Origin of the sequence: Antarctobacter sp. (assembly GCF_034670325.1) — a bacterium.
GTDB lineage: Bacteria > Pseudomonadota > Alphaproteobacteria > Rhodobacterales > Rhodobacteraceae > Antarctobacter.
Genome location: NZ_JAXMNR010000001.1, coordinates 580,810 through 605,370 on the forward strand (window position 1 = coordinate 580,810; position 24,561 = coordinate 605,370).

Here is a 24,561-nt window from a genome sequence, read left to right on the forward strand (position 1 = left end):
TGTCTTTCAGTCGGCAAACAGATGATCGAGCGACACGATGTCCTGAGCCACGGCGGCAGGCACGGACAGGAAGTGTTCGACCGCCAGCGCATGGGCCTCGCGCGGGTCGGTCTCGCGCAGGCTGGAGTGGTTGTCGAACTTGGCGTCCCGGATGCGGTCACTTTCATGCAGCAGGTCGTTGCGCACCGTCGGCAACAATCGCGCCAGCGTGTCCGCCGGAGTGCGGTCCCCCGCAAGCCCGGACCGCATCGCGTGCCCGATAAGGTAATCGTCCGAGAAATGGCATTCGATTTCCAGCATCCGGCTTTGTGCCCGATCGCGGGCAAAGTCCTCCAGCAGGTCAAGGCTGCCGGGGTCCAGACAGATCACCAGCCTGTCGCTTTCATAATAGTCGTACAGCATCCGCATCAGCGCGCGCCGGTGGCGATGGCGTTTGCCCATGGTCGACTGAATGCCGCCCAGATCAGGCAAGGGGCAACTGTCCTCATTGAACAGGTATTCGATGCACGGGATATTGGTCATCTGCCGGATGCGATCGGTCAGGCGCTTTGCGACGTGCCATTTCTTGCAGATCACGATCAGCAACTCACGCTCGCGCCCCAGCGAGCTTTCGGTCTCCCAGAAACGCGGCGAGAACCGCCGCCCGGTCCGGCCACGTTCCGTCAGAAAGCTGAACAAGGACCGCCCTTCGTTCGAAATGCGGAACTGCGCTTTTTCAGCGGCATAGAGCACCCCCAGACGGCGGCGCAATTCGGAGGCTTCCGGGCTGATCTTACGTGCAAAAAGATAGTCTTGGCTCAGCAGAAGGTCGTAGTGATCGTTGTAGAAATTCACCGGCATCCCGTAGTCGGTGAACAGCAGAAAGGTCAGTGTTCGGCTTTCGATCTCCGGGCCGGGGACCAGATGGCGCACCAGCGTCTGGAAAAACGTCTCATCGGGAATCCATGTAGAGGCGAAGAACCGCACAACATCGCGGCGCTTTTTCACAAAATCCAGAATCGCCTCGATGGTGCGGCGGCGCAGGCACCACCACTGGCTGCCCACCATGACCTCGATGTCGTCGGGGATCTCGCGCGTCAGGCCCAGCCGTTTCTGCGCCTCGAACATTGCGTAAAACCGGCGCTTCTGTGTGCGCTCGTTGAACCAGTGGCGATACACCAGCCGCTCTTCGCGCCAGCCAGTCTTGATCCAATCCGAGTTGAAGTAATCGAAGCTCTCGACATAGTCGCATTCGCGTCGGTCCAGAAAACTGTGCGCGTATTCCGCCGATTTGATCGCCATGCAATCGCCCGACATCATGTAGAAATGCGTGGCGCGCGGAAAGGCATCCGCCGCCGCCTCGACCGCGCTCAGGGTCGCCTGCACAAGGCTCCATTCGCCCCAGCCGCATTTGATCCGCTTGGCAAAGACCACATTTGGGTTGTCCTTCAGCGCGCTGCGGATGCGGCCAAATCCCTCTGACCCAGAGCGGGCATCGAAATGGATCGAAATATAGTCGCCCACGGCGGTCAGGCTCTGCGCCTGCTTGATGATGGCGTCAGGATCCTTGTGGCATAGCAGGATGAAGGCAATTTTTGCCATTGTTGTGATCAATCGCCCCAATTTAGCCCGATTGTTTATGTTGATAGTGATGAAGACCTGTTGAATAAACCTGCTTTGCCGGGAATTTTTCCCCGTCTCACCGGCAGCGGGGGCCAAAAGGGTAGTATAAATGGGATTTCCCGGCACCTGGATGACCGAGAGTGAAAGCGTTGTGTACCGTGTGGTGCCGAAATGTGCCTGTTCAACGATCGGGCAGATTCTCTATTATTCCGACCACGGATCGTTTTTCGACGGCGACATTCATGACGCCCAACAGGGCCTGCACAAATGGGCGCTGGAGCCCAGCCAGCCGATCATCAGCGCCAACGTCAAGACGCGCTCTGCCTATGCGTTTACCTGCGTGCGCAACCCATACACCCGCGTCCTGTCCAGTTTTTTCGACAAGATCTGCGGCATCCAGCGCAACGGCAAACGCTATCGCGGCAACCTTGTCCCGCTGTTGATCCAGAAATACGGGATCGAGGTGGGCGACGCCCCGGATTTCGAATTTGACCAGATTCGCAGTTTTCGTCGGTTCCTGCTGTTCGCCCGCGACACTGTCCGCTGGCGCCGCCCGATGGAGCCAGACATTCATTGGTCCGGCATGTCCGGCCATGTCGGCACCTTCATCGTCAACGGCGGCCGCTACAACAAGATCGTCTGGACAGAGGCCTTTGACGAGGGGATGCAGCAGGTGCTGGACAATATCCAGACGCGGCATCCTGTCGACCTGTCGGTGATCCCCCGATTCAACGAATCCGAAGGACACGGGCCGAAACGCGCACATCCGGTCGAAGATTACTTCGACGACATGTCGATGCATCTGATCAAGGAAATGTACGGGCGCGATTTCGACCTGTTCAAATACGATTTCGACAATCCCGGCAACAAGATGCCCGTCGGAGAGATCGACTTGGACGAGGTTCACGCCAAGCTGGGCGACTGACCCTTCGGGCCGCGCGCCGCCGTCCCGGACCTGATCCGGGACCTCCTGCCCGACTGTCAGTCCAACTCAGCGGACGGGATGATCGGAAAGAACTGTCCGCCCGACCAGACCCCGAACCATCCGTCATGATGCGCGCCGCGCTCGACCAGCCGGTAAAAGCTCTTGCGGTCGATCAGCGCCTCCAGATTGGCCCGGACCAGCACATAGGGCGACGGCTCCCCTGTCTCAGGATCGCGCACTACCCGGATCGGATGATCCGGACCAGCGGCGGCAAAGTCGCCGACATGGGTCTCGAATGTCAGAATTTGCGACTCACCTGTCCCCTCTGCTTCGAAATCCACGGCGACAAAAGGCGCGTCCTCGACGGTAATTCCGACCTTTTCGACCGGCGTGACCAGAAAATAATCGTCGCCATCCTTGCGCAGGATCGATGAGAAAAGTCGCACCAGCCCGAATCTGCCGATTGGCGTGCCAAGGTAGAACCAGGTGCCATCGCGGGCGATCCGCATGTCCAGATCGCCGCAAAAGGGCGGATTCCACTTGTGAACGGGCGGCAGTCCCTTGCCTTTTCCGGCTGCGCGCGCGGAGGCTGCAAGGCCCTCTGCCGATGGGGTCACGAGATTTTGTCCACTCATAGTTTTTGCCATTCTCCTCGCAGTAGATACATACTTACCCAAAGAGATAGCATGAAGTGGAGAGATGACATGTCCGATCACGCCGGTTCGACCGAGGATCTGGTCGCCGAGATCGAGGCGCTGGAAGACAAGCTGGCCCGCGCCAAGCAGTCGATCACCGCGCGCTTTATCGGTCAGGAACGGGTCGTCGACCTGACCCTCTCCGCCCTGCTGTGTGGCGGCCACGCCCTGCTGATCGGCCTGCCCGGTCTGGGCAAGACGCGGCTTGTGGAAACGCTGTCGACGGTCATGGGCCTGAATGGCAACCGCGTTCAGTTCACACCGGACCTGATGCCCGCCGATATTCTGGGCTCTGAGGTACTGGAGACCGGCAGCGACGGCACCCGCACATTCAAATTCATACAAGGTCCAATTTTCTGCCAGCTTCTGATGGCAGATGAGATCAACCGCGCCTCGCCCCGGACGCAATCGGCGCTATTGCAGGCGATGCAGGAAAAGCAGGTCACTGTGGCCGGTCAGACCCGCACGCTGGAGGCCCCGTTCCACGTTCTGGCCACCCAGAACCCGATCGAACAAGAGGGCACCTATCCGCTGCCCGAGGCGCAGCTGGACCGCTTTCTGGTGCAGATCGACGTCGCCTATCCCGACCGCGAGACAGAGCGAGACATTCTGCTGGCCACCACCGGCACCGAAGAGGCGCAGTCGCATGGCGTCTTTACCGGGCCGGAACTGATCGCCGCGCAACATCTGTTGCGGCGGATGCCGGTGGGCGATGCCGTGGTCGAGATGATCCTTGATCTTGTCCGCGCGTTCCGCCCGGATGATCCCTCTGCGCCCGACCGGGTCAGGGACATCGTCGCATGGGGCCCCGGTCCGCGTGCGGCGCAGGCGCTGATGCTGACAGTACGGGCCCGCGCCCTGTTGCAAGGGCGTCTGGCCCCCTCGCCCGAGGATGTGCTGAACATGGCCAAACCCGTTCTGGTGCACCGGATGGCGCTGTCCTTCTCGGCCCGTGCGCGGGGGGAGGATCTGGGCGCTTTGATTGACGAGGTTGCCGCAGGTCTGCGCCCGGCTGAGGCCGCAGCGTGACAGCCACCGTCGCCCATCTGCGCACCCGCGCCCAAGAAGAGGCCGGACGCTTTCCCGCGCTGCTGGCCCGTGCCGAACATCTGGCCGGCACCGTCCTTTTGGGCGAACACGGGCGGCGGCGCTCTGGTCTGGGTGACGATTTCTGGCAGTATCGCCCGTTGCAGGCGGGCGATAGCTATCGGTCAATCGACTGGAGGCGCTCCGCCCGTGGGGATGAGCAATTTGTGCGGGAACGCGAATGGCAGATCGCGCAAAGCGTGCAGATCTGGGTCGATCCCGGTGCCTCGATGCGTTTTTCCAGCCACAAGAACCTACCGACCAAGGCCGACCGTGCGCGTCTGGTGGCGCTGGCTGCCTCGATCCTGCTGATCCGGGGCGGGGAGCGCGTCGGCCTGACGGGCTGGCGACTACCGCCGCGGCGCGGCGATTTGCAGACCCTGCGGCTGGCCGAGATGTTCGCCGAAGACGGCGAAGACGATTACGCCGCCCCCGAGGCGCGCGGTATGTTGCCCAACGCCAAGGCGCTGTTTGTGTCGGATTTTCTCAGCGATGTAGAACCCGTCGAGGCGGCGCTGACCAAGGCGGCAGACCGCGGTGTGCGCGGCGTGTTGTTGCAGGTCCTCGACCCGACCGAAGAGGGGTTCCCCTTTGACGGGCGCACCATCTTTGAAAGCGTGAACAAGACGATGCGCCATGAAACGCTAAAAGCGGGCGACCTGCGAGAGACCTATTTGCAACGGTTGGCCGAACGCAAGGCGCGGCTGGACGCGATTTGTCGCGTAACCGGCTGGCAGCATTTCACCCATCACACGGACCAGACCGCGCAATCGGCCCTTCTGTGGGTGTATCGCGCACTGGACGGGAGCCAAGGATGACGCTTTTCGGTCTAATCGGTTTCACGACGCCCTGGCTCCTGTTGGGCCTCTTGGCCTTACCCATCCTGTGGATCATCCTGCGGGCGGTGCCGCCCGCGCCGATCCGGCGGATGTTTCCCGGCGTGGTGTTGCTCCTGGGCCTCAAGGATGAGGAACAGGTCACGGATCGCACGCCCTGGTGGCTATTGTTGCTGCGGATGCTGGCGGTTGCGGCGGTGATTATCGGGCTGGCGGGGCCTGTGCTGAACCCGGACAACGATGGAGAGGTCGCGGGCGATGCGCCGCTACTGGTCATGATGGATGCCAGTTGGGCCTCTGCCGCCGATTGGCGCGGGCGGATGATCGCGCTGGACGGGCTGCTGGCTGAGGCCGGGCGCGACACGCGCCCCGTGGCGCTGATGCGTCTGACGGACCCGACGCCGGTGCAATTCCTCAGCGCCGATGTATTGCGCACCCGCCTGTCAGGCATTCAACCAGAGCCGTGGCAGCCCGATGCCGAAAGCACCGAACGCGCCATCGGATTTTTGCCCGAAACACGCTTTGACACCTACTGGATGTCCGATGCGCTGGACCGCGAAGGCCGCGCACCGCTGTTGGACGCGCTGGAGTCCAAGGGTCGCGTTACGGTGTTCGAGGCCCCCCGCACGCTCTACGCGCTGGAACCGGCGCAGGTGTCAGAGGGCAATCTGCTGATCACCGCGCGCCGCCTGCGTGATGGCGGTACGACCGAGGTCACGCTGGCCGGGCACGGCAAGGACCCGGCGGGCAACCCGGCGGTCCTGACCCGCAACACGCTGACTTTTGAGGCGGGGATGTTGGAGACGACGACCGAAATCGCCTTGCCCGCTGAACTGCGCGCCCGCATCGAACGGTTTGAGATCGAAGGCACCCGCAGCGCCGGGGCCGTCACCCTGCCCGACGACAGCCTGCGCCGCCGTGAGGTCGCCCTGATCGCGGGCAGCACCGACCGTGAGGGGCTGGAGCTGCTGTCGCCGCTGCATTACCTTCAAAAGGCGCTGGTCCCCACCGCCGACCTGCTGGACGGTGCTTTGCTGGACATCCTTCCTGCCAACCCGGAGGTGATCATCCTGGCCGATGTGGCGACACTTTCGGCAGCAGAGGAAGACGCCGTTCTGGAATGGCTGGACAAGGGCGGGATGCTGTTGCGGTTTGCCGGGCCGCGCCTTGCGGCGTCGGACATCAGCCGCGACCGCGAAGACCCGTTGATGCCGGTGCGCCTGCGCGCCGGAGGCCGCACCGTGGGCGGCGCGATGAGCTGGGGAGAGCCCAAGTCGCTGGCCCCCTTCCCCGCCGAAAGCCCGTTTTTCGGCCTGCCTGTGCCCACGGACGTCACCGTCAACAGTCAGGTCATGGCGCAGCCCGACCCGACGCTGGCCTCCCGCGTGGCCGCGCAACTGTCGGACGGCACCCCACTGGTGACGCGCAAAGCCGTGGGCCAAGGGCAGATCGTCCTGTTCCACGTCACCGCCAACGCCGAATGGTCGACCCTGCCGCTGTCTGGCCTGTTTGTGCAGATGCTGGAGCGGCTTGCCGTGTCGTCCGCCGCCGCACAGCCAGAGATAGAGGATATGGAAGGCACCGTCTGGCAGCCGATCCGCGTGCTGGACGCCTTTGGCCGCCCGCGTGAGGCCGGCACCCTACCCGGCGTCGATGGTCCCGCCCTGATCGAGGCCCCGCTTGGCCCCGACCTGCGCCCCGGTGTCTATCAGGGCGAGGACCGCAGCCTTGCCCGCAACGTGGTGACCGCAGACACCGAACTGACCCCGATGGTCTGGCCCGAACGCATCCCGGTGCAGGGCATCGCCCGCCCGCAGGAGAAACCCTTGGCCGGTTGGCTGCTGGCCGGGGCGATTGCGCTGCTGCTGGCCGATGTGATCGCCTCTCTGGCGCTGTCGGGCCGGTTGCGCGGCGCGGTGTCGGCGGGGATTGTCCTCGCGGCGCTGATGCTGGTGCCGCAGGACGGACAGGCGCAAACCGCCGAGGAACGCGCTGCCATCGCCGCGACCTCGGAGGTGGTGCTGGCCTATGTGATCACCGGCGACGACACGGTCGACGACTTGTCCCTCGCCGGGCTGCGCGGTCTGTCGGAAACGCTGTATTTCCGCACCTCGGTCGAGCCGAATACGCCCGTGGGCGTGAACCTTGAAACCGATGAACTGGCCTTTTACCCGATGATCTACTGGCCGATCACCGCCAGCCAGCCGACACCCTCGCGTGAGGCATATGCCAAGCTGAACACTTACCTGCGCACCGGCGGCATGATCGTGTTCGACACCCGCGACGCCGATATCGCCGGGTTTGGTGCTGCCACCCCGCAGGGCCGCAAGTTGCAACAACTGGCCGCCCCGCTGGACATCCCGCCGCTGGAGCCGGTGCCCGAGGACCACGTCCTGACCCGCACCTTCTACCTGTTGCAGGACTTCCCGGGCCGCTACGTCGGGCGTGAGGTCTGGGTCGAGGCCGCGCCGCCGGACGCTGAGCTGATCGAGGGCATGCCGTTTCGCGATCTCAACGACAACGTGACGCCGGTGGTGATCGGCGGCAACGACTGGGCCGCCGCCTGGGCGATGGACGAGCGCGGTAACCCGCTGGTGCCGCTGGGCAGCGGCTTTACCGGCGAACGCCAGCGTGAGATCGCCTACCGCTTTGGTGTGAACCTTGTGATGCATGTGCTAACCGGAAACTACAAATCCGACCAGGTTCATGTCCCCGCCCTTCTTGACCGCCTGGGTCAATAAAACTGGGCCAATAAGCGAGAGCAGAGATGAACGGACAGATCGTATTCGACCCGCTGCTGCCCTGGGCGGTGATCGCCGTGCTGGCGGCGCTGGCGTTGATCGGCACCGGGCTGGCGCTGTGGCGCGGGCTGTCGGGCTGGGCGCTGCGCTTTTTGGCCGGGATCGTGCTGGTCGGCGCGCTGGCGCAGCCGTCCTACCAGATCGAAGACCGCGCGCCGCTCGCCGATATCGTGTTGATGCTGGTGGATGAAACCGCCTCTCAGATGCTGGCCGAACGCGCGCAGATCACAGCAGAGGCCGCCGACACGATGGAGGCGCGGCTGCTGGCCCGCCCCAACACAGAGGTGCGTCGCATCCCCGTCCGCGATGGCGAAGGCGATGCCGGGACGCTGTTGATGACGGCCCTGTCCAATGCCCTGGCAGAGGAACCGCGGGGCCGCATCGCGGGCGTTGTTCTGTTGTCCGATGGCCGTCTGCATGACCTTGAACGCGCGCCCGACCTGCCCGCGCCGATGCATCTGCTGATGACAGGGCTGGAAGAGGACTGGGACCGGCGGCTGATCGTGCGCAACGCCCCTGCCTTTGCGATCCTTGGCGAAGAGGTCGAACTGACCTTGCGGATCGAGGATGACGGCGCGTCGCCGGGGGATAGCAGCACGCAAATCCTGATCTCGATCGATGGGGAGGCACCGGACGCCTACACGGTCCCGATTGGCGAGGATCTGACCTTGCCGATCACCCTGCCCCACGGCGGGCTCAACGTGATCGAATTCACCGTGCCAGAGGCGACCGGCGAGTTGACCGACCGCAACAACAAGGCCTTGGTCCAGATCAATGGCGTGCGCGACCGGCTGCGGGTGCTGCTGGTCTCAGGTGAGCCGCACGCTGGCGGGCGGACGTGGCGCAACCTGCTGAAATCCGACAGCAGCGTCGATCTGGTGCATTTCACCATCCTGCGGCCCCCGGAAAAGCAGGACGGCGTGCCGGTGAACGAGCTGTCGCTGATCGCCTTCCCGACGCGGGAGTTGTTTCTGGAAAAGATCAACGATTTCGACCTGATCATCTTTGACCGCTACAAACGGCGCGGAATCCTGCCTGCGATCTACCTCGACAACGTGCGCAACTATGTCGAGCAGGGCGGCGCGGTACTGGTAGCTGCGGGGCCTGATTTTGCCTCGGCGGATTCGATCTATCGCTCACCGCTGGCGGATATCCTGCCGGCAGAGCCGACGGCGCGCGTGGTGGATCAGGGCTATCGCCCTGCCGTCACGGACCTTGGGTTGCGCCATCCGGTGACCTCTGGCCTGCAGGGGGCGGACACATGGGGCCGCTGGCTGCGGCAGATCGAGGTGGAGCCGATCAAGGGCGATGTGGTCATGTCCGGCGTCGATGAGCGCCCCCTGCTGGTGCTCGACCGTGTGGGCGAGGGGCGCGTGGCGCTGCTGGCGTCGGATCAGGCGTGGCTGTGGAACCGTGGCTATGAGGGCGGCGGGCCACAGCTGGACCTGCTGCGGCGGTTGGCGCATTGGATGATGAAAGAGCCGGAGCTTGAGGAAGAGGCGCTCTGGGCCGAGCCTGCGGGGCAATCCATGCGGATCATTCGGCGGACGTTGAATGAGTTTGTCGGCTCTGTGACGGTGATCACGCCCTCGGGCGATGAGGTTGAGGTGCCGTTGGAAGAGGTCAGTCCGGGCCGCTATGAAGCGATCTATGATGGCCCGGAGATCGGGCTGTATCGGCTTGAGGAAAACGCCCTGTCAGCCGTTGTGGGCCTTGGCCCCTCGGCACCGCGTGAGTTCATCCAGACCATCGCCAGCGGAGCGGCTTTGACGCCCTTGATCGAGGGTCTGCGCGGCGGGGTGATGCGGCTGGAAGAGGGTCTGCCCTCGATCCGTGAGGTGCGGGCCGGGCGGCCTGCGGCGGGGCGGGGATGGATCGGTCTGACCCCGCGCGAGGCCTATCAGACGCTGGATGTGAGGCAGACGCCCTTGGCCCCGGAATGGCTGGTTCTGCTGCTGGCGGCGGGGTTGATCGTGGGGGCTTGGCTGCGTGAGGGGCGGAGCTGACGGCCTTTGAAACGGGGGTGTGCCGGGCTGAAGCCCGGCCTACGGTTTGGGAGTGTCCACGTGTGGACAGCCTCCCGGTCACGTAATATCAATGGGTTGCAGAGACGGTTTTACCAATCGTTAGGAAATGACCACCAAAGCACGACGGTGGTGCGGCGGGGTGAACCCCGCCCTACGGCAAGTTCAGAGCCTGCGTTTCCTCTGACCAGCCATCCACCAGACAGCGGGCGCGGATGCGCACCTCTGTCGTCCCTGCGGGGATACGAATGCCAGATTGCGAGCGGGTGAACGGCTGTTCGGTTTCATGCGGATGCGCCAGAACCCGCGTGGCCAGCACCGTGCCATCCGGCAGTTCTACCCGCCAGCCATCGGCGTAGTGATCCCAGCCGGTGTCCGGGTGGCGCAGGGTGACGGACACGCGCCAACTGTCGCCGCTGGGCTGGGCAGTGGCCCCTTCGATCATCGGCGCTTCGGCGTGGAGCGGGGCCGCGAGGAGCAGCAGGGGAATCAGGTATCTCATGGTGACAGATTAGCAGACCGCCCCGCCTGTCGGGAACACGAAGGGCGGAGCAGGGGAGACGGTCAGGCCTCAAACCGCGGTTTGTCGCCGGGTTCCAGCAGGACGGCGCGCGACTGCGAGGCAAACTCGCGCCGGAGGATCACCGCCAGCGTGACCAGCGTTGTCAGCATCAGCACAAACGGTCCCAACAGCCAGCCCGCCGCCGCGATGCCGAAATAGACCGAGCGCAGGCCGCGATTGTAGCTGCGCCCGCCGGTGACGTTGATTTCACCGGCTTTGCGCGCGCGCACCAGGGTTGCCGGATCGTCGGGGTCTTCGGGGACCGCCGCCATCAGCACCGACGTGTAGCCAAACAGCCGATGCGACCAGACGAACTTCAAAAAAGCATTGGCCGCGAAGAGCAGCATCAACATCAGCTTTATCTCGAACACCACCACCGGGTCGACGCTGGGCGACAGATCCTGCGCCACGCCGCGCAACTGGTCGGCATTGCCCAGCAGGGCAAAGCCGCCGCCGATGGCAATCATGCTGGCGGAGGCGAAAAAGGCAGTTCCCTGCCGCAAGCTGGCGACGATCTGCGAATCGAAGATGCGCGGCTGGCGGGTGATAAAGACCTCCATCCATGCGCGCCGGTAGTCAGCCATCAGGACAGAGGTCGAGGGGCGGTTTTTCGGCGGATGTTCGATCAGGCGGGTGGCCCCGGCCCATGACAGCGCCAGCAGTGTCAGGGCGGCGACATCCCAAAGGGTGAAACCGGCGCTGAGGGTCGCCCAGTCCATCAGAAGGGTTTGACCACGACGACCCAGAGGATCGCGATGACGCCGAACACGCTGACCTCATTGAAGATGCGCAGGAACATGTCGCTTTCGCGGAAAGTGCCGTGTTTTGCCCGCGCCACCAGCCGCCCGGTCCAGACATAATGCCCCGCAAGCAGCGCCACGAGCGCGATCTTGACGTGGGTCCAGACCGGAAAGCCCCAGTCCCACGCCAACCACAGCCCGGTTGCAACCGCGATCACACCCAGACCGGCGGAAAAGCGGTACAGCCGATAGGTGAGATCGCCCAGCGGGCCGTTTTCGCCCAGCCGTGCGTGTTCGCGCTTCCAGTAGATCAGCGCGCGCGGTACGGCAAAGATGGAGGTCATCCATCCCATGACGCACAGGAGGTGTATGATCTTGACCCAATTCATGTCCGCACCTGACCCTTTAGGCGATAAAATGGCAAGATGCCGCGCCGACACCAGTGGATTCGTGGTGGCGTAATCGGCATTTTGGTTATATATTCTTACCAATCGACCCGTATCGCTGCGTGCAGAGGAGAAAAACCCATGCAGATGCCAGAGCCGAACAAGGCCGTTCTTGCCCGCAAGGACCGGATTGTCGAGAGGCTGCGGGGTGTGCTGCCGGCCGACCGGGTGATTGCCGATGAGGCCGAAACGCGCGCCTATGAATGCGATGCGCTGACCGCCTATCGCTGTCCGCCGCTGGCCGCCGTGTTGCCGTCAACGACCGCGGAGGTCTCTGCCGTCTTGAAGATCTGCCATGAAGAGGGCGTGCCAGTGGTGCCGCGCGGGTCGGGCACATCGCTGGCGGGGGGCGCGCTGCCGACGGCGGATTCGGTGATTTTGGGCGTGGCGCGGATGAACGAGGTGCTGGAGGTCGACTACGCCGACCGCATTATCCGGGTGCAGACCGGGCGCACCAACCTGAGCGTGACCGGCGCGGTCGAGGAAGACGATTTCTTTTACGCGCCTGATCCGTCCTCGCAGCTTGCCTGCGCGATTGCGGGCAATATCGCGATGAACTCTGGCGGGGCGCATTGCCTGAAATACGGCGTGACGACGAACAACCTGCTGGGCGTGACCCTTGTGCAGATGGACGGCACCGTGGTCGAGGTTGGCGGCGCGCATCTGGACGCGGGCGGGTTGGACCTGCTGGGGCTGATCTGCGGGTCCGAGGGCCAGTTGGGCGTGGTGACAGAGGCGACGCTGCGCATCCTGCGCAAGCCCGAGGGGGCACGGCCGGTGCTGATGGGGTTCGATTCCAATGAGGTGGCGGGGGCCTGTGTGTCCGACATCATCAAGGCGGGTGTCTTGCCGGTGGCCATCGAGTTCATGGACCGGCCCTGTATTCGCGCAACAGAGGAATTTGCGCAGGCGGGATACCCCGATTGCGAGGCCCTGCTGATTGTCGAGGTCGAGGGCAGCCCTGCGGAGATCGACGAGCAACTGGGCCTGATCCTGCAGATCGCGCGGCAGCACAACCCGGTGGAGCTGCGCGAGGCCAAGGATGCGGATGAGGCCGGGCGCATCTGGCTGGGGCGTAAATCCGCCTTTGGCGCGATGGGCAACATCAACGATTACATGTGTCTGGACGGGACGATCCCGGTGACCGAACTGCCCTATGTGCTCAAGCGGATCGGCGAGATGTCCAAGGAATTCGGGCTGGACGTGGCCAATGTGTTCCACGCCGGAGATGGCAATATGCACCCGCTGATCCTGTTCGACGCCAACAAGCCCGGCGATCTGGAATTGTGCGAACAGTTCGGGGCGGAGATCCTGAAGCTGTGTGTCGAGGTGGGCGGCTGTTTGACCGGTGAGCACGGCGTGGGCATCGAAAAACGCGACCTGATGGTGGATCAATACGCGACGGCGGACCTTGAGGCGCAGATGGCGATCAAGGATGTGTTTGATCCCGACTGGCTGCTGAACCCGGCCAAGGTGTTCCCGCTGGCCTCGTCCGAGGGGCGGCGCGTTCTGCGGATGGCGGCGGAATGAGAGACGATTTTTCTGCGAAAAATCGGTGGGGGCGTTGCCCCCGTCGCCTGAGGGCGACTCCCCCGGAGTATTTTACCCAAGAAGAAGCCAGGAGCGTGGCGCATGAAACCTGAGAGCGAAGCGGAACTGGCGGAGATGGTTGCCGGGGCGCATGAGCCGTTCCATATCCGGGGGGGCGGGACGCGGGCGATCGGGGTGACCACCGCGCCGAAGGTGCTGAAGACCGGCAAGTTGTCCGGGATCACCCTGTATGAGCCGGGCGCTTTGACGCTGGTGGCGCGGGCGGGGACGCCGCTGGTCGAGATCGAGGAGGCGCTGGCCGCCGAGGGGCAGCGGCTGGCGTTTGAGCCGATGGACCACCGCGGATTGCTGGGCACCCACGGGGAGCCGACGATCGGGGGCGTTGTGGCTGCCAATGTCAGCGGGCCGCGCCGGGTGCAGGCGGGGGCCTGCCGCGACTTTATGTTGGGGGTGCGGTTTGTCGATGGCACCGGCGAGATCGTCAAGAATGGCGGGCGGGTGATGAAGAACGTCACCGGCTATGATCTGGTCAAGTTGATGACCGGCAGTTGGGGCACTTTGGGGGTGTTGACGGAGGTCAGCCTGAAGGTGCTGCCACAGCCCAGCACCTCTGCCTGCGTGATGATCGACGGGTTGACCGAAGTAGAGGCGCAAAAGGCGATGAGCCGGGCGATCACCTCTCCTTACGAGATCACCGGGGCGGCCCATGCGCCGGAGGGACCGGGAGAACAGCCGCTGACCTTGTTGCGGATCGAGGGGTTTGCCGGGTCGGTCAGCTATCGCATGGGGCGGTTGCAGGAGATGTTCAACGACCACGCGGTGCGGATCAAGACGGACCCCGAGGATGTGGCAACGCTTTGGCGGTGGGTCCGCGACGTGGAGATGATGCAGGGTTCGGATGGTGATGTCTGGCGGCTATCGGTTCGGCCAAGCGAGGCGCCCGGTCTGGTGGCCGATCTGCGGGCGCGGCATGACATTGCGCGGGTGCTGTACGATTGGGCCGGCGGGTTGATCTGGGTGGAATGCGCGCCGGGGACGGACCTGCGTCCCAAGGGGTTCAAGGGGCACGCCACGTTGATCCGTGCATCGGAAGAGACCCGCCTGACCTTGCCGGTGTTTCAGCCCGAACCGCCCGCTGTTGCCGCCCTGACGCAGGGCATCCGCGCGCGATTTGACCCCAAAGGCGTGCTGAACCCCGGAATCATGGCCTGATGGGGCATCCGGCGCTCATCGGTTTTGCGGTGGCTTTTGTGGCCGGTCCGCTGCTGGTGGCGGCGTTGTTACGCCTGCCCGCGACCTTGGCGGTCTTGGTGGCGCTGTCTCTGGCGGTGATCTGCACGGCAGCGCTGGCGGTTGTGTTGCAAAGCCGCAGCCCGCTGGGATCGCTGATCTCCTTTTGGTTCGGCTGGGTTGTGGCCGTGGCGATGGTGGCGCAGGCCCTGCGCCGCCGCCTGCCCGGCCCTTCTGCCCGGCGATTGATCTTTCTGGGGGCGCTGATGGCCGCCCCCCTCCCCTGGTTCGGCCTTGCCACGGCCCAAATGATGGACTGACATGCAGACGACTTTTACCGAAGAGCAACTGAAAGACGCGGGCACCGCGCGCGCCAACCAAATCCTGCGCAGCTGTGTGCATTGCGGGTTCTGCACCGCGACCTGCCCGACCTATCAGGTCCTTGGCGATGAGTTGGACAGCCCGCGCGGGCGTATCTACCTGATCAAGGACATGCTGGAGAATGAGCGGGTGCCGGACGAACGCACGGTCAAGCACATCGACCGCTGCCTGTCCTGTCTGGCCTGTATGACGACCTGTCCGTCGGGGGTGCATTATATGCATCTGGTCGATCACGCGCGGGAATACATCGAAAAGAACTATGACCGTCCGTGGCACGACAAGGCGCTGCGCTGGATGCTGGCCAAGATCCTGCCCTATCCGGGACGGTTCCGGCTGGCGCTGCTGGGGGCAAAGATCGGCAAGCCGTTCCGCAGGTTCATTCCCGATGTGCGGCTGCGGGCCATGCTGGACATGGCCCCGGATACCATTCCGCCGGTCAGCCGCAACGACGACCCGCAAAGCTTTGCGCCCAAGACCGAGAAAAAGATGCGTGTGGCGCTGATGACGGGCTGTGCGCAAAAGGCGCTGAACACCGACATCAACGATGCCACGATCCGCCTGCTGACGCGGCTGGGCTGTGAGGTGGTGGTGGCCAAAGGCGCGGGCTGTTGCGGCGCGCTGACCCATCACATGGGCAAGACCGACGAGAGCCATGCTTCGGCGGCCAAGAACATCCACGCATGGACGGCGGAGATGGCGGGTGAGGGGCTGGACGCCATCGTGATCAACACCAGCGGCTGCGGCACCACGGTCAAGGATTACGGCCACATGTTTGCGCAGGACCCGCTGGCCGGGGATGCCGCCAAGGTGGCGGGCATGGCGATGGACATCAGCGAGCTATTGTCGCGACTGGAGATCCCCGCAGGCGCGCCCAAGGGGCTGCGCGTCGCCTATCACGCCGCCTGTTCGCTGCAACACGGGCAAAAGGTGAAGAGCGCGCCCAAGGACCTGCTGAAGCGCGCCGGTTTCGAGGTGGTGGAACCTGCGGACAGCCATCTGTGCTGTGGCAGCGCAGGCACCTACAACCTGATGCAGCCGGAGATTTCCAAGCAGTTGAAAGCGCGCAAGGTGCAGACTCTGGAGGCGAAAAAGCCCGATGTGATCGCCGCCGGGAATATCGGCTGCATGATGCAGATCGGCGGCGGGACAGAGGTGCCGGTGGTGCATACGGTCGAGTTGCTGGACTGGGCCACGGGTGGGCCAAAGCCGCGATCGTTGACCTGACAAGAACAGACTGTCCTTGCGGCGGGTTTGCCTCAATTTTGCCCAGATGCCGTGAGAATTTTATATTCAAAGGCATAGGGATTTCGCGTGCGGCTCTTTTTGGTTGTTTCTCTCTGGCTGCTGGGCACCTCGGCGGGGGCCCAGAGCCTGTTCAAAATGGACTCGGCCCAGGACGGTCGCGGATGGGAGGCGGTCGGTCGGATCGAGATTGCCGGCACCTCTTTTTGCACCGGCGCGCTGATCGGGCCGCGTCTGGTGGTGACGGCGGCGCATTGCCTGTTTGACCCGGAAACCGGCGCGCGGGTGCCGGTGGACCAGATGCAGTTCCTTGCCGGGTGGCGCAACGGGCGGGCGGCGGCCTATCGGCGCGTGCGCAAGGCGGTGCCGCATCCGGGGTTTGTCTATGACCGCGAGGCTGGCGAAGACCGGGTGCGTTACGATCTGGCATTGATCGAGCTGCAACATCCGATCCGCAACACCACCATCACCCCTTTTGACACCGACATCGGTCCCGAACAGGGCGATACTGTTGGCGTGGTCTCCTACGCGCATGACCGGTCCGAGGCACCGTCGTTGCAGGAAACCTGCGAGGTGCTGGCGCATCAGGACGGGATGCTGGTGCTGTCCTGTTCGGTGGACTTTGGCGCATCGGGATCGCCGGTGTTCCGCATTGGCCCGGATGGGCGGCCCCGGATTATCTCTGTCGTTTCGTCAAAGGCGCAGGCCAATGGCGCGCCGGTGGCGCTGGCCACGCGGTTGCAGGAGCCGCTGGACGACCTGCGCGGCGCGCTGTCTGCGGACCGCGACCCCGGTGCCGGGCTGGACCGGCTGGCCGCAGGAGCGCGGCGCGAGACCGGCGCCAAGTTCGTGCGCCCATGAGACGGCTGGCGGTATGGCTCTTGATAGTGCTGGCCGCCCCGGCGGCGGCGCAGACCGCCTTTGACGTGATGGACCGGCGCGGTGAGTTGCTGGGCTGGGAAGCGGTCGGGCGGATCGACACCGGGCGCAGTTTCTGCACCGGAACGCTGATCGCGCGCGATCTGGTGCTGACCGCCGCGCATTGCGTGTTTGACCGCGACGGGACAGAGGTTCCGACAGAGCGGCTGCGGTTTCGTGCCGGGTATCACCGGGGCACAGAGATCGCCGCGCGGGGTGTCCGGCGCTTTGTGGTGGCCGAGGGGTATCGCGGCGGCGGCGGACGAAAGTTGAGCGGGCTCATGATCGCAAGAGACGTGGCGCTGCTGCAACTGGACCGGGACATTCACGCCGCCGAGGCGGACCCGCTGGTTGTCCATGACACCCCCATCGCAGAGAGCGCGGTCAGCGTGGTGTCCTATGGCGAGGGGCGCGCCGATGTGCTGTCGCGGCAGCGGCGCTGCGATTTGACCAACCGGATGACGGGCGGGGTGCTGGAGTTCGACTGCGACGTGACATTCGGCTCTTCGGGATCGCCGGTCCTGGCCAAGGTCGACGGGCGGTTGCGCATCCTGTCGGTGATCTCGGCCATCGCGCCCGACTCGTCGGGGGAACAGCGCGCCTACGGCATGGTGCTGCCCGATCAGGTGGCGCGGCTGCGCAGCCGTCTGCGGCGCGAAGAGGCCCAGCCGCAGGCCGGGACCGGCGCACGGCGCGTGCGTGTGGGCGACCGCAGCGGCACCGGCGCGCGTTTTGTCCGTCCCTGAGGGTCTTGAATCCGCGCCCACGCTTTCCAAATTCAATGTCATCGGGACGCCTGCAACAGGGTCCCGGTTGATCAGGTGCCTGTCCCGGATGGGAAGGCGCACAGACTCAAGGTATCGCTCAACGGAGGATTCCATGCGACATTTCGATTTTGCCCCACTCTACCGTGCGACTGTCGGTTTCGACCAGATGGCCGACATGATGGACCGCGTTCTTGCCAATGAGACCGCGCAGCCGGGCTATCCCCCCTACAACATCGAGAAGACCGCCGACGACGCATATCGCATCTCTATCGCGGTGGCCGGTTTCGCCGAAGACGAACTGTTCGTCGAGGTGAAGGAACAGGCGCTGGTCGTCTCTGCCCGCAAGGGTGAGAACGCCGAAGAGCCCAAGGCGTTCCTGCATCGCGGCATCGCCACGCGCGCGTTTGAACGCCGCTTCCACCTTGCCGATCACGTCCGGGTGCAAGGCGCGGTGCATGAGAACGGCATGCTGCACATCGACCTCAAGCGGGAGATCCCCGAGGCGCTGAAACCGCGCCGGATCGCGATTGCGCGTCCGCAGGCCGCCGTGGCGGTGCAAAAGGATGTGGTTGACGCCGAAACCGTCAACTGACGCGATTGCGCGTCCTTGGATGCGCGACATGAAACGCAAGGCCCCGGTTTTTCCGGGGCCTTTTTGCATGAGCAATTGACTTTGGCGGCGGGGTGTCCATGCATCGCCGTATGGATTGGCGCTCTGTTACCTTTGACTGGAACCGCGCGCGGGCCTTCCTTGTCACTGCCGAGGAGGGGTCGTTGTCGGCTGCGGCGCGTGCCTTGGGCATGACACAGCCGACGCTGGGCCGTCAGGTGACCGCGCTGGAAGAAGAACTGGGACTGATCCTGTTCGAACGTGTCGGGCGGGGGTTGGTCCTGACGCAGGCAGGCACCCAATTGATGAGCCATGTCCGCGCCATGGGTGAGGCGGCGGTGGGCGTCTCATTGGCAGCCTCCGGTCAGGCGCAGGCCGCATCGGGGCATGTGGCGGTCACCGCCTCGGAAATCTATTCAAGCTGGCTGTTGCCGCAGATCGCGCGTCGCCTGCGCGAGGTCGCGCCGGGCATCACGCTGGAGGTCGTCGCCTCAAACGAGATTCGCGACCTCAAGCGCCGCGAGGCCGATATCGCCATCCGCAATGCCCGCCCCGAGGAACCGGACCTGATCGCCAAGATGGTGGGCGAGGATGAGGGGACGTTTTACGCCTCGTTCGACTACCTGTCCCGGCTTGGCGCGATCACCGGACCTGCGGATCTGGCGCGGGCCGATTTCATCGGCTTCAAGGACAATGAGGACTTTGCCGAGGCGCTGCGGAAACGTGGAATCCCGGTGACCCCTGCGAGCTTTCCGGTGCTGGCCTCCTCCCATGCGGTGCATTGGGAGATGGCTCGAGCCGGGATCGGGCTGGGTACGGTGCCTTGTGGGATGGGCGATGCGGCCTCGGACATGCGGCGCGTTCTGCCCGATGTCCGCTTTCGCTATCCCGTCTGGCTGGTAGCGCACCGCGAATTGCGGACCAGCCCGCGAGTGCGCATCGTTTGGGAACTGTTGGCCGACACGCTGCCGGGTCTTTTGCATCAACCGAAGTAATGGGGACGTCATGCCAAGGGCATGCTTGCAGCATGACCTCTGTCTCCCTGCGGTCGCCCCTCCCGCGATATTTTTGGACAGAAGAAGCATTGGGGCCGAATACAGAAAAACGCCCCGCAGTGTCCCGCGAGGCGCAGTTTTCAGGGCGAAGGCAGCTTATAGCTTGCCGAAGGACCAGAAGAAGGTTTCGCCCGAGCTGTCGTCGACGCCGTCATTGTCGGTGGAGACCCAGACGGTACCGTCCTCGAAGATGGCCAGACCTTCGACCTTGTCCACGACATAGCCGCCGTAGGATTTCAGGTCGGGGATCAGGTCACGCACTTCCTCCTTGGTCACGACGGGCAAATCGGTGCCCAGCGCGGCGGGGGTCATGTCGGCCACGGGGATGCGGTAGATTTTCTTGGTCACCGCATTCGCGCCGATCTGGTTGTCACGCTCGACCACGTAGACAAAATCGCCATGAGCCACGATCTCTGACAATCCAACCCAGCCTTTGGCCGGTTCCGCCTTGGGGTAGAGGACTGCGCCCCATTCTTTGGTCTCGATATTGTAGGAGACCAGTTTGACGTGGTTCTTGGGGTCGTCCTTCCATTCACGCTGAACGGCCATCCAGAGGGTGTCGCCGATCTTGGTGATCCCTTCGAACCCGAAGCGTTTTTCGACGGCGGTCAGTTCTGCCGGGATCATGATCTCGGCGGAGTTGGTCTTGATCAGCCCGTCTTTGGTGACGTGGTAAATGGCGTGCGGGATGCCGCGCTCTGTCCGGCCTTCGGAGGCGACGTAAAAGCCGCCGTTGCCATCCAGCGTGATGCCTTCGAGATCCAGCTTTTGCGCCGGGTCGCCGTTGGCGCGGTGCACAACGATGGCATCGACGATCCGGGCCGGGGTCTGCGTGGTGTCGATCTTGAAGATCGTCGGCTGGAAGCCATAGAAGCTGTCGTTCACCGCCCAGACGATACCGTCCTTGTCGGCCACCATGCCAGAGATGGCCCCCCAGCCGATCAGGCGGTCCGCGCCTGCAGAGGTCAGCGTCGGGTACATCGCGTCGGCGTTCTGATATTCGAAGATCATGACATGGGCACGCACGCCGCCGTCCTCGATCAGGTCGGTCTCATTGGCGGAGACCAGCAGGTTGCGCGACGGAATGGCGACATAGCCTTCGGGTCCGATGCCCGAGGGCAGGATCTGTTTCAGCACCGGGGCCGTCGGGTCGGTCACGTCGTAAACACCTACGGCAGAGGCGCGCTCGGCCCCGACAAAGACCATCGGTGTGCCATCGAAAATGGCGGTTTCGATGGATTCGGGTTCGACGCCTTTGGCGTCAGAGCGTTTGTCCGGGTAGTGGCCGATCTGAATCAGTGCGTGCTCAAACGAGGCGCCGGATTCGTAGGTGACGGTGCCGTCCTTGTTGAAGATGGTCCAGCCGCGCGAGCCGCCGTCCATGTCACCCTCGTTGGCGATGGCGAAATGGGTGTCGTCGATCCATTTGACGGCATCGGGTTCGCGCTTGCGGGCGGGCTGTGACTTGTCAAAGTTCAGCGCGCCGCGTTCGTCCAGCGTGTCGATCCGGTCGAGGTCGACGGCACCGGCGGAGAAGTGGTTGAGGATGGACCCGTCAGCGGCAACCACGACAAGGTGGTTGTTTTCCTGCATCGTGACGATGGTTTCACCCAGCGCGTTGATGTCGACGAATTCGGGTTCGGGGTCTTCGGGGGCGATGTCGGCGAGGCCGGTCATGGCGATGGTCTTGAGGTCGTCACAGGCAAGCGCGCCGTCCTTGATTTCACCAATCACAAGGAAACCGGCGGGCAGTTGGCCGACGCGGCCATCGCCAAGGTCTTCGTCGCGCTCATTCTCGATCGCGATGGAGATGCGGGTGCCGTCCTTGGACACGGCGACCGAATCCGGCTGGCCGCCGAGGTCGCAGGTGGCGGTGATATCGCCGGTCAGCACGTCGACCACGGCAAGGTGGCCCTTGGGGTCGGTGTAGCTGTCCGAGGTGTTCACGCCGACATAGGCTGTGCTGCCGACGATGCCCACGGCGGTCGGCTCACCCTTCAGCGCCACGTTGCCCAGTGGGGCCGGGTTGGCGGGGTCGGTGATGTCGATGCGCCCCAGAACGCCCAGCGGGCTGTCGGTGTAGACCAGCGTCATGCCGTCCGCGGTGGCGGCGATGATCTCGGCCGAGGTTTCGCGGGCGGTGTCTTCGCCATCAGCCATGTTCAGGTAGGTCGCGAACGAGGCGATGCGGTTGAAGTTCATGTCTGCCATCGCGGTGCCGGCGGTCAGAGCCAGCGCCGAAGTCAGGCAAAGGGTGCGGAAAAGCATGGGGTCCCCCAGTTTGTGAATACTCGGGGCAGTGACGCCGGGACGTAACAGGGGCGTGACGGAGATGTGACGGAAAGGTTAAAAGGTGACGGGGGGGTGAGGCCCCGGGTCTAGCCCGGGGCGCGTGGATCACTTTTTCAGGCTTTCGGTCAGGCGCATCAGGGTGATCGCCTCTTGGCGATAGCCAAAGGGGTCATCGCCCTTGGAGGCCTGTGCCAATGCGATGGCGTCGCCCATGCTCCAGTCGCCGATCAGGTCAGAACCGCGCAGGATCTGGCCAAAACCGGCGATGGCCAGCGCCCAGTTGCCTTCGGAGAGCGGGGCGGCATCCGCCTTGATCGGGGTTTCGATCAGCTTGCTGGTGTCCTCACCCGGCGTTTTGTAGCGCAGGCGGAGAAAGCCCAGTTCGCCGGTCTCATCCGGTATCGGCTCTGCGTCGCCAGCGGCATAGCGCAGGGGGTCAGTCATGCGGGCGGGCGAGCCCACCGGCGTGATCGCATAGATCGCCGTCACCTGATGGCCTGCGCCGATCTCACCGGCGTCGACCTTGTCGTTGTTGAAATCCTCACGCTTCAGCGCACGGGTTTCATAGCCGATCAGGCGGTATTCGGCGACCAGCGCCGGGTTCCATTCGACCTGAATCTTGACGTCATTGGCGATGGGCACCAGCGCGCCGGTCAACTGGTCCACCAGCACTTTTTGCGCCTCGGCCAGCGTGTCGATGTAGGACGCGATGCCGTTGCCGGTCTGTGCCAGCGCCTGCATAGTGGCGTCGTCCAGATTGCCCCGGCCAAAGCCCAGCACCGACAGATAGGTGCCCTCATCGCGCTTATCGGCGATGAAATCCTTGAGCGCGTCGGGATCGCTGATGCCGACGTTAAAATCGCCGTCGGTGGCAAGGATCACGCGGCTGACGGCCCCCTCTTCGCCGTCCTTTGCCATCTTGGCGGCGGTGGCATAGGCCTGTTGCAGACCGGCCTGCCCGGCAGTCGACCCACCTGCGTGCATCGACTCCAGCGCGGCAAGGATGGTGTCGCGTTCCGTCGCCTTGGTCGGCTCCAGCGCCAGACCGGCGCTGCCGGCATAGGTGACAATGGCGATGGTGTCGTTTTCCCCCAACTGGCCCAGCATCAGCCGAAAGCTCTGCTTGAGCAGCGGCAGTTTGGTCGGGTTGTTCATCGACCCGGAAGTGTCGATCAGGAATACAAGGTTCATCGGCGGACGGGTGTCCGGCAACATGCCTTGCAGGCCGATGTGGACAATCTGCGTGCCCTCGATCCACGGGCTGTCGGTCACGCCGACATGGGTGGCGAAAGGCGCGTCGCCCTCTGGCGCGGGGTAGTCGTAGGAGAAGTAGTTCACCATCTCCTCGATCCGCACGGCGCCTTCGGGCGGCAGCATGCCCCGGCTGAGCGAGTTGCGGATCATCGACCACGACGCGGTGTCCACGTCGATGGAAAAGGTCGAAACCGGGGCCTCTGCGGTGACCTTGATCGGGTTGTCCTCTGCCTCCGGAAAGGCCTCTGTGTTGGGTTCGGGCGCGATGATCATGGGATCGGCGGGAAACGGCATCGGCATCGGGCTGGGTGCACTGTGCGACAGGTCCAGCCGGGGGCCGCCTTCCATCACGACAGAGCCCGCGCCAAGCGAGGTCGGCCCCAGCGAGCGCAGGCGCATGTCGCCTGCGGGCGGCGCGGGTTGCGGCGAGGGGGCCATCATCGGGCGGCCGATCTTGGCCTCACGACCCTTAGGCAGCGCATAGCCATCGGTCCGACCGGGCAAGGCAACCGGGGCGTCCAAGGCGAGGTCATCGCTCAATTCCTCTACGATCTCGGCGGCGATGACGGTATCGAGGGCAGCATCGGGTTTGGCATCCGGCGTGACGACAGGTTTGACGACCGGTTTGGCTTTCGGCGTGACCTCGGGCTTACTGGCCGGGATCAGGCCAATCTCTGGCGGCTGGCTGTCCTGCAATACCGGGATCAACGCCACCATGGCGACGGCAGCAATGGCCGTGGTTGCGGTCAGAAGTCCGCGGTTTGAAATCTTGGCAAACATCATTTTGGCTCCTCTGAAAATGCCCGCCTTCTCGGTGGGCTCAGAGGTCTGACGCGCCAGATCGGCGGTTTCTTGGGCACGGTCGAAATTTTTCATCGCCAGCGCAATGGCGGCGGCACGCTTGTCCGGGTCGGGGCCGGGCAGGCCCGCGTCGAATGCGCGCTTGAGATCGTCCAGATCGTCGCTCATGCCTCGGCCTCCTGCATCGCCTTCAGTTTCTTCTTGGCCTCCGAGATCCGCCAGCTGACGGTCCCCTCGGACACCTCAAGGATCTGCGCCGCCTCTGCATGGGTCACCCCATCCAGAACCAGCGCCACGGTTTCGCGCAGATCGACCGTGAGGCTTTTCATCGCCTCCATCAACCAATCCACCCGCTCTGCCGTTTCCGAGATTTCGGCCCGGCGCGCCAGTTCCCAGTCGCCCCAGCCATCAGCGGCGCGGGCATGGGTGCTGTGGCGCCGGAACCGGTCCCGGGCGGCATTCACCGTGATGCGATAGAGCCATGTGGTCAGCTTGGCCTCACCCCGATAGCTTTGCAGCTTGGCCGGCAAGGCGGCGCAGATGTCCTGCGCCAGATCCTCTGCCTCTGTCCGGCTGCCGGTGAGCTTTACCGCGTAGCCATAGACACGGTCATAGACGCGGCCCACCAGCAGGGCAAAGGCCTGCCGGTCACCGTCTGCTGCCGCGCGGGCAAGGGATTCGTCGCTGACTTCCATGCGCATCACATGAGTGAGACGCGCCCCGATCCGCAATCCTTGGATACC

Annotated in this window: 21 protein-coding genes; 13 read left to right on the forward strand and 8 right to left on the reverse strand. The window is 64.2% G+C overall.

The annotated features are described in order from the left end of the window. Window positions 1-6: 6 nt before the first annotated feature. Window positions 7-1,581, reverse strand: coding sequence for a DUF5928 domain-containing protein (locus tag VOI21_RS02900; RefSeq protein ID WP_323767504.1), 1,575 nt, complete (start codon window positions 1,579-1,581; stop codon window positions 7-9). Window positions 1,582-1,711: 130 nt separating this feature from the next. On the opposite strand from VOI21_RS02900, the gene VOI21_RS02905 reads away from it, so the two are divergent. Beyond that, the gene (locus tag VOI21_RS02905; protein ID WP_323767505.1) at window positions 1,712-2,527 is read left to right on the forward strand and encodes a sulfotransferase family protein; all 816 of its coding nucleotides are present in this window, start codon (window positions 1,712-1,714) and stop codon (window positions 2,525-2,527) included. Between the two features lie 56 nt (window positions 2,528-2,583). On the opposite strand, the gene VOI21_RS02910 is transcribed toward VOI21_RS02905, so the two are convergent. Beyond that, on the reverse strand, window positions 2,584-3,162 hold the full coding sequence (locus VOI21_RS02910; protein WP_323767506.1) for a DUF1285 domain-containing protein: 579 nt from the start codon (window positions 3,160-3,162) through the stop codon (window positions 2,584-2,586). A 69-nt stretch (window positions 3,163-3,231) separates the two neighbouring features. Between VOI21_RS02910 and VOI21_RS02915 the strand changes: the two genes are divergently transcribed. Genes VOI21_RS02915 through VOI21_RS02930 form a run of 4 tightly spaced genes read left to right on the forward strand, consistent with a single transcriptional unit; the run spans window position 3,232 to window position 9,951 of the window. Beyond that, window positions 3,232-4,251 carry a MoxR family ATPase gene (locus tag VOI21_RS02915; protein WP_323767507.1) on the forward strand — a complete coding sequence of 340 codons (1,020 nt, stop codon included), beginning with the start codon at window positions 3,232-3,234 and terminating at the stop codon, window positions 4,249-4,251. Continuing rightward, window positions 4,248-5,126, forward strand: a complete 879-nt coding sequence (locus VOI21_RS02920) for a DUF58 domain-containing protein (RefSeq protein ID WP_323767508.1) — start codon at window positions 4,248-4,250, stop codon at window positions 5,124-5,126. The genes VOI21_RS02915 and VOI21_RS02920 overlap by 4 nt, the downstream gene beginning before the upstream one ends. Further along, window positions 5,123-7,885, forward strand: a complete 2,763-nt coding sequence (locus VOI21_RS02925; protein ID WP_323767510.1) for a DUF4159 domain-containing protein — start codon at window positions 5,123-5,125, stop codon at window positions 7,883-7,885. Before VOI21_RS02920 ends, VOI21_RS02925 begins: the two co-directional genes overlap by 4 nt. A gap of 26 nt (window positions 7,886-7,911) precedes the next feature. Further along, complete coding sequence (locus tag VOI21_RS02930) at window positions 7,912-9,951, forward strand: glutamine amidotransferase (protein WP_323767513.1); 2,040 nt, start codon at window positions 7,912-7,914, stop codon at window positions 9,949-9,951. A gap of 172 nt (window positions 9,952-10,123) precedes the next feature. Here the strand turns inward: VOI21_RS02930 and VOI21_RS02935 are convergent, their stop codons facing one another. The 3 genes from VOI21_RS02935 to VOI21_RS02945 form a co-directional block, all read right to left on the reverse strand. Further along, entirely contained in the window at window positions 10,124-10,471 is a 348-nt protein-coding gene (locus VOI21_RS02935; RefSeq protein ID WP_323767515.1) for a hypothetical protein, read from the reverse strand. Between the two features lie 62 nt (window positions 10,472-10,533). After that, on the reverse strand, window positions 10,534-11,250 hold the full coding sequence (locus VOI21_RS02940) for a DUF599 domain-containing protein (protein WP_323767517.1): 717 nt from the start codon (window positions 11,248-11,250) through the stop codon (window positions 10,534-10,536). Then, window positions 11,250-11,660, reverse strand: a complete 411-nt coding sequence (locus VOI21_RS02945) for a CopD family protein (protein ID WP_323767519.1) — start codon at window positions 11,658-11,660, stop codon at window positions 11,250-11,252. The genes VOI21_RS02940 and VOI21_RS02945 overlap by 1 nt, the downstream gene beginning before the upstream one ends. Window positions 11,661-11,798: 138 nt before the next feature. On the opposite strand from VOI21_RS02945, the gene VOI21_RS02950 reads away from it, so the two are divergent. The 8 genes from VOI21_RS02950 (at window position 11,799) to VOI21_RS02985 (ending at window position 19,411) form a co-directional block, all read left to right on the forward strand. Then, complete coding sequence (locus VOI21_RS02950) at window positions 11,799-13,247, forward strand: FAD-linked oxidase C-terminal domain-containing protein (protein WP_323767521.1); 1,449 nt, start codon at window positions 11,799-11,801, stop codon at window positions 13,245-13,247. Between the two features lie 102 nt (window positions 13,248-13,349). Continuing rightward, window positions 13,350-14,480 (forward strand): FAD-binding protein, encoded by a 1,131-nt coding sequence (locus tag VOI21_RS02955; protein WP_323767523.1) that lies wholly within the window; start codon window positions 13,350-13,352, stop codon window positions 14,478-14,480. Next, window positions 14,480-14,818: a hypothetical protein gene (locus VOI21_RS02960; protein WP_323767525.1), complete on the forward strand. Its 339-nt coding sequence runs from the start codon at window positions 14,480-14,482 to the stop codon at window positions 14,816-14,818. Before VOI21_RS02955 ends, VOI21_RS02960 begins: the two co-directional genes overlap by 1 nt. Before the next feature lies 1 nt (window position 14,819). Next, window positions 14,820-16,103: a glycolate oxidase subunit GlcF gene (glcF, locus tag VOI21_RS02965; protein WP_323767527.1), complete on the forward strand. Its 1,284-nt coding sequence runs from the start codon at window positions 14,820-14,822 to the stop codon at window positions 16,101-16,103. Window positions 16,104-16,259: 156 nt separating this feature from the next. Continuing rightward, window positions 16,260-16,982 (forward strand): trypsin-like serine peptidase, encoded by a 723-nt coding sequence (locus VOI21_RS02970; RefSeq protein WP_416358953.1) that lies wholly within the window; start codon window positions 16,260-16,262, stop codon window positions 16,980-16,982. After that, window positions 16,979-17,785 (forward strand): trypsin-like serine peptidase, encoded by an 807-nt coding sequence (locus tag VOI21_RS02975; RefSeq protein WP_323767531.1) that lies wholly within the window; start codon window positions 16,979-16,981, stop codon window positions 17,783-17,785. Before VOI21_RS02970 ends, VOI21_RS02975 begins: the two co-directional genes overlap by 4 nt. Window positions 17,786-17,918: 133 nt before the next feature. Next, window positions 17,919-18,398 carry an Hsp20 family protein gene (locus VOI21_RS02980; protein ID WP_323767533.1) on the forward strand — a complete coding sequence of 160 codons (480 nt, stop codon included), beginning with the start codon at window positions 17,919-17,921 and terminating at the stop codon, window positions 18,396-18,398. Between the two features lie 98 nt (window positions 18,399-18,496). Continuing rightward, complete coding sequence (locus tag VOI21_RS02985; protein WP_323767535.1) at window positions 18,497-19,411, forward strand: LysR family transcriptional regulator; 915 nt, start codon at window positions 18,497-18,499, stop codon at window positions 19,409-19,411. A gap of 156 nt (window positions 19,412-19,567) precedes the next feature. On the opposite strand, the gene VOI21_RS02990 is transcribed toward VOI21_RS02985, so the two are convergent. From VOI21_RS02990 to VOI21_RS03000, 3 genes are all read right to left on the reverse strand, one after another. Then, window positions 19,568-21,739: an esterase-like activity of phytase family protein gene (locus VOI21_RS02990; RefSeq protein ID WP_323767537.1), complete on the reverse strand. Its 2,172-nt coding sequence runs from the start codon at window positions 21,737-21,739 to the stop codon at window positions 19,568-19,570. 129 nt (window positions 21,740-21,868) lie between these two features. Next, a complete protein-coding gene (locus VOI21_RS02995; RefSeq protein ID WP_323767539.1) occupies window positions 21,869-23,986 on the reverse strand; it encodes a VWA domain-containing protein in 2,118 nt (705 codons plus the stop codon). Further along, window positions 23,983-24,513, reverse strand: a complete 531-nt coding sequence (locus tag VOI21_RS03000; protein ID WP_323767541.1) for an RNA polymerase sigma factor — start codon at window positions 24,511-24,513, stop codon at window positions 23,983-23,985. The genes VOI21_RS02995 and VOI21_RS03000 overlap by 4 nt, the downstream gene beginning before the upstream one ends. Window positions 24,514-24,561: the final 48 nt, after the last annotated feature.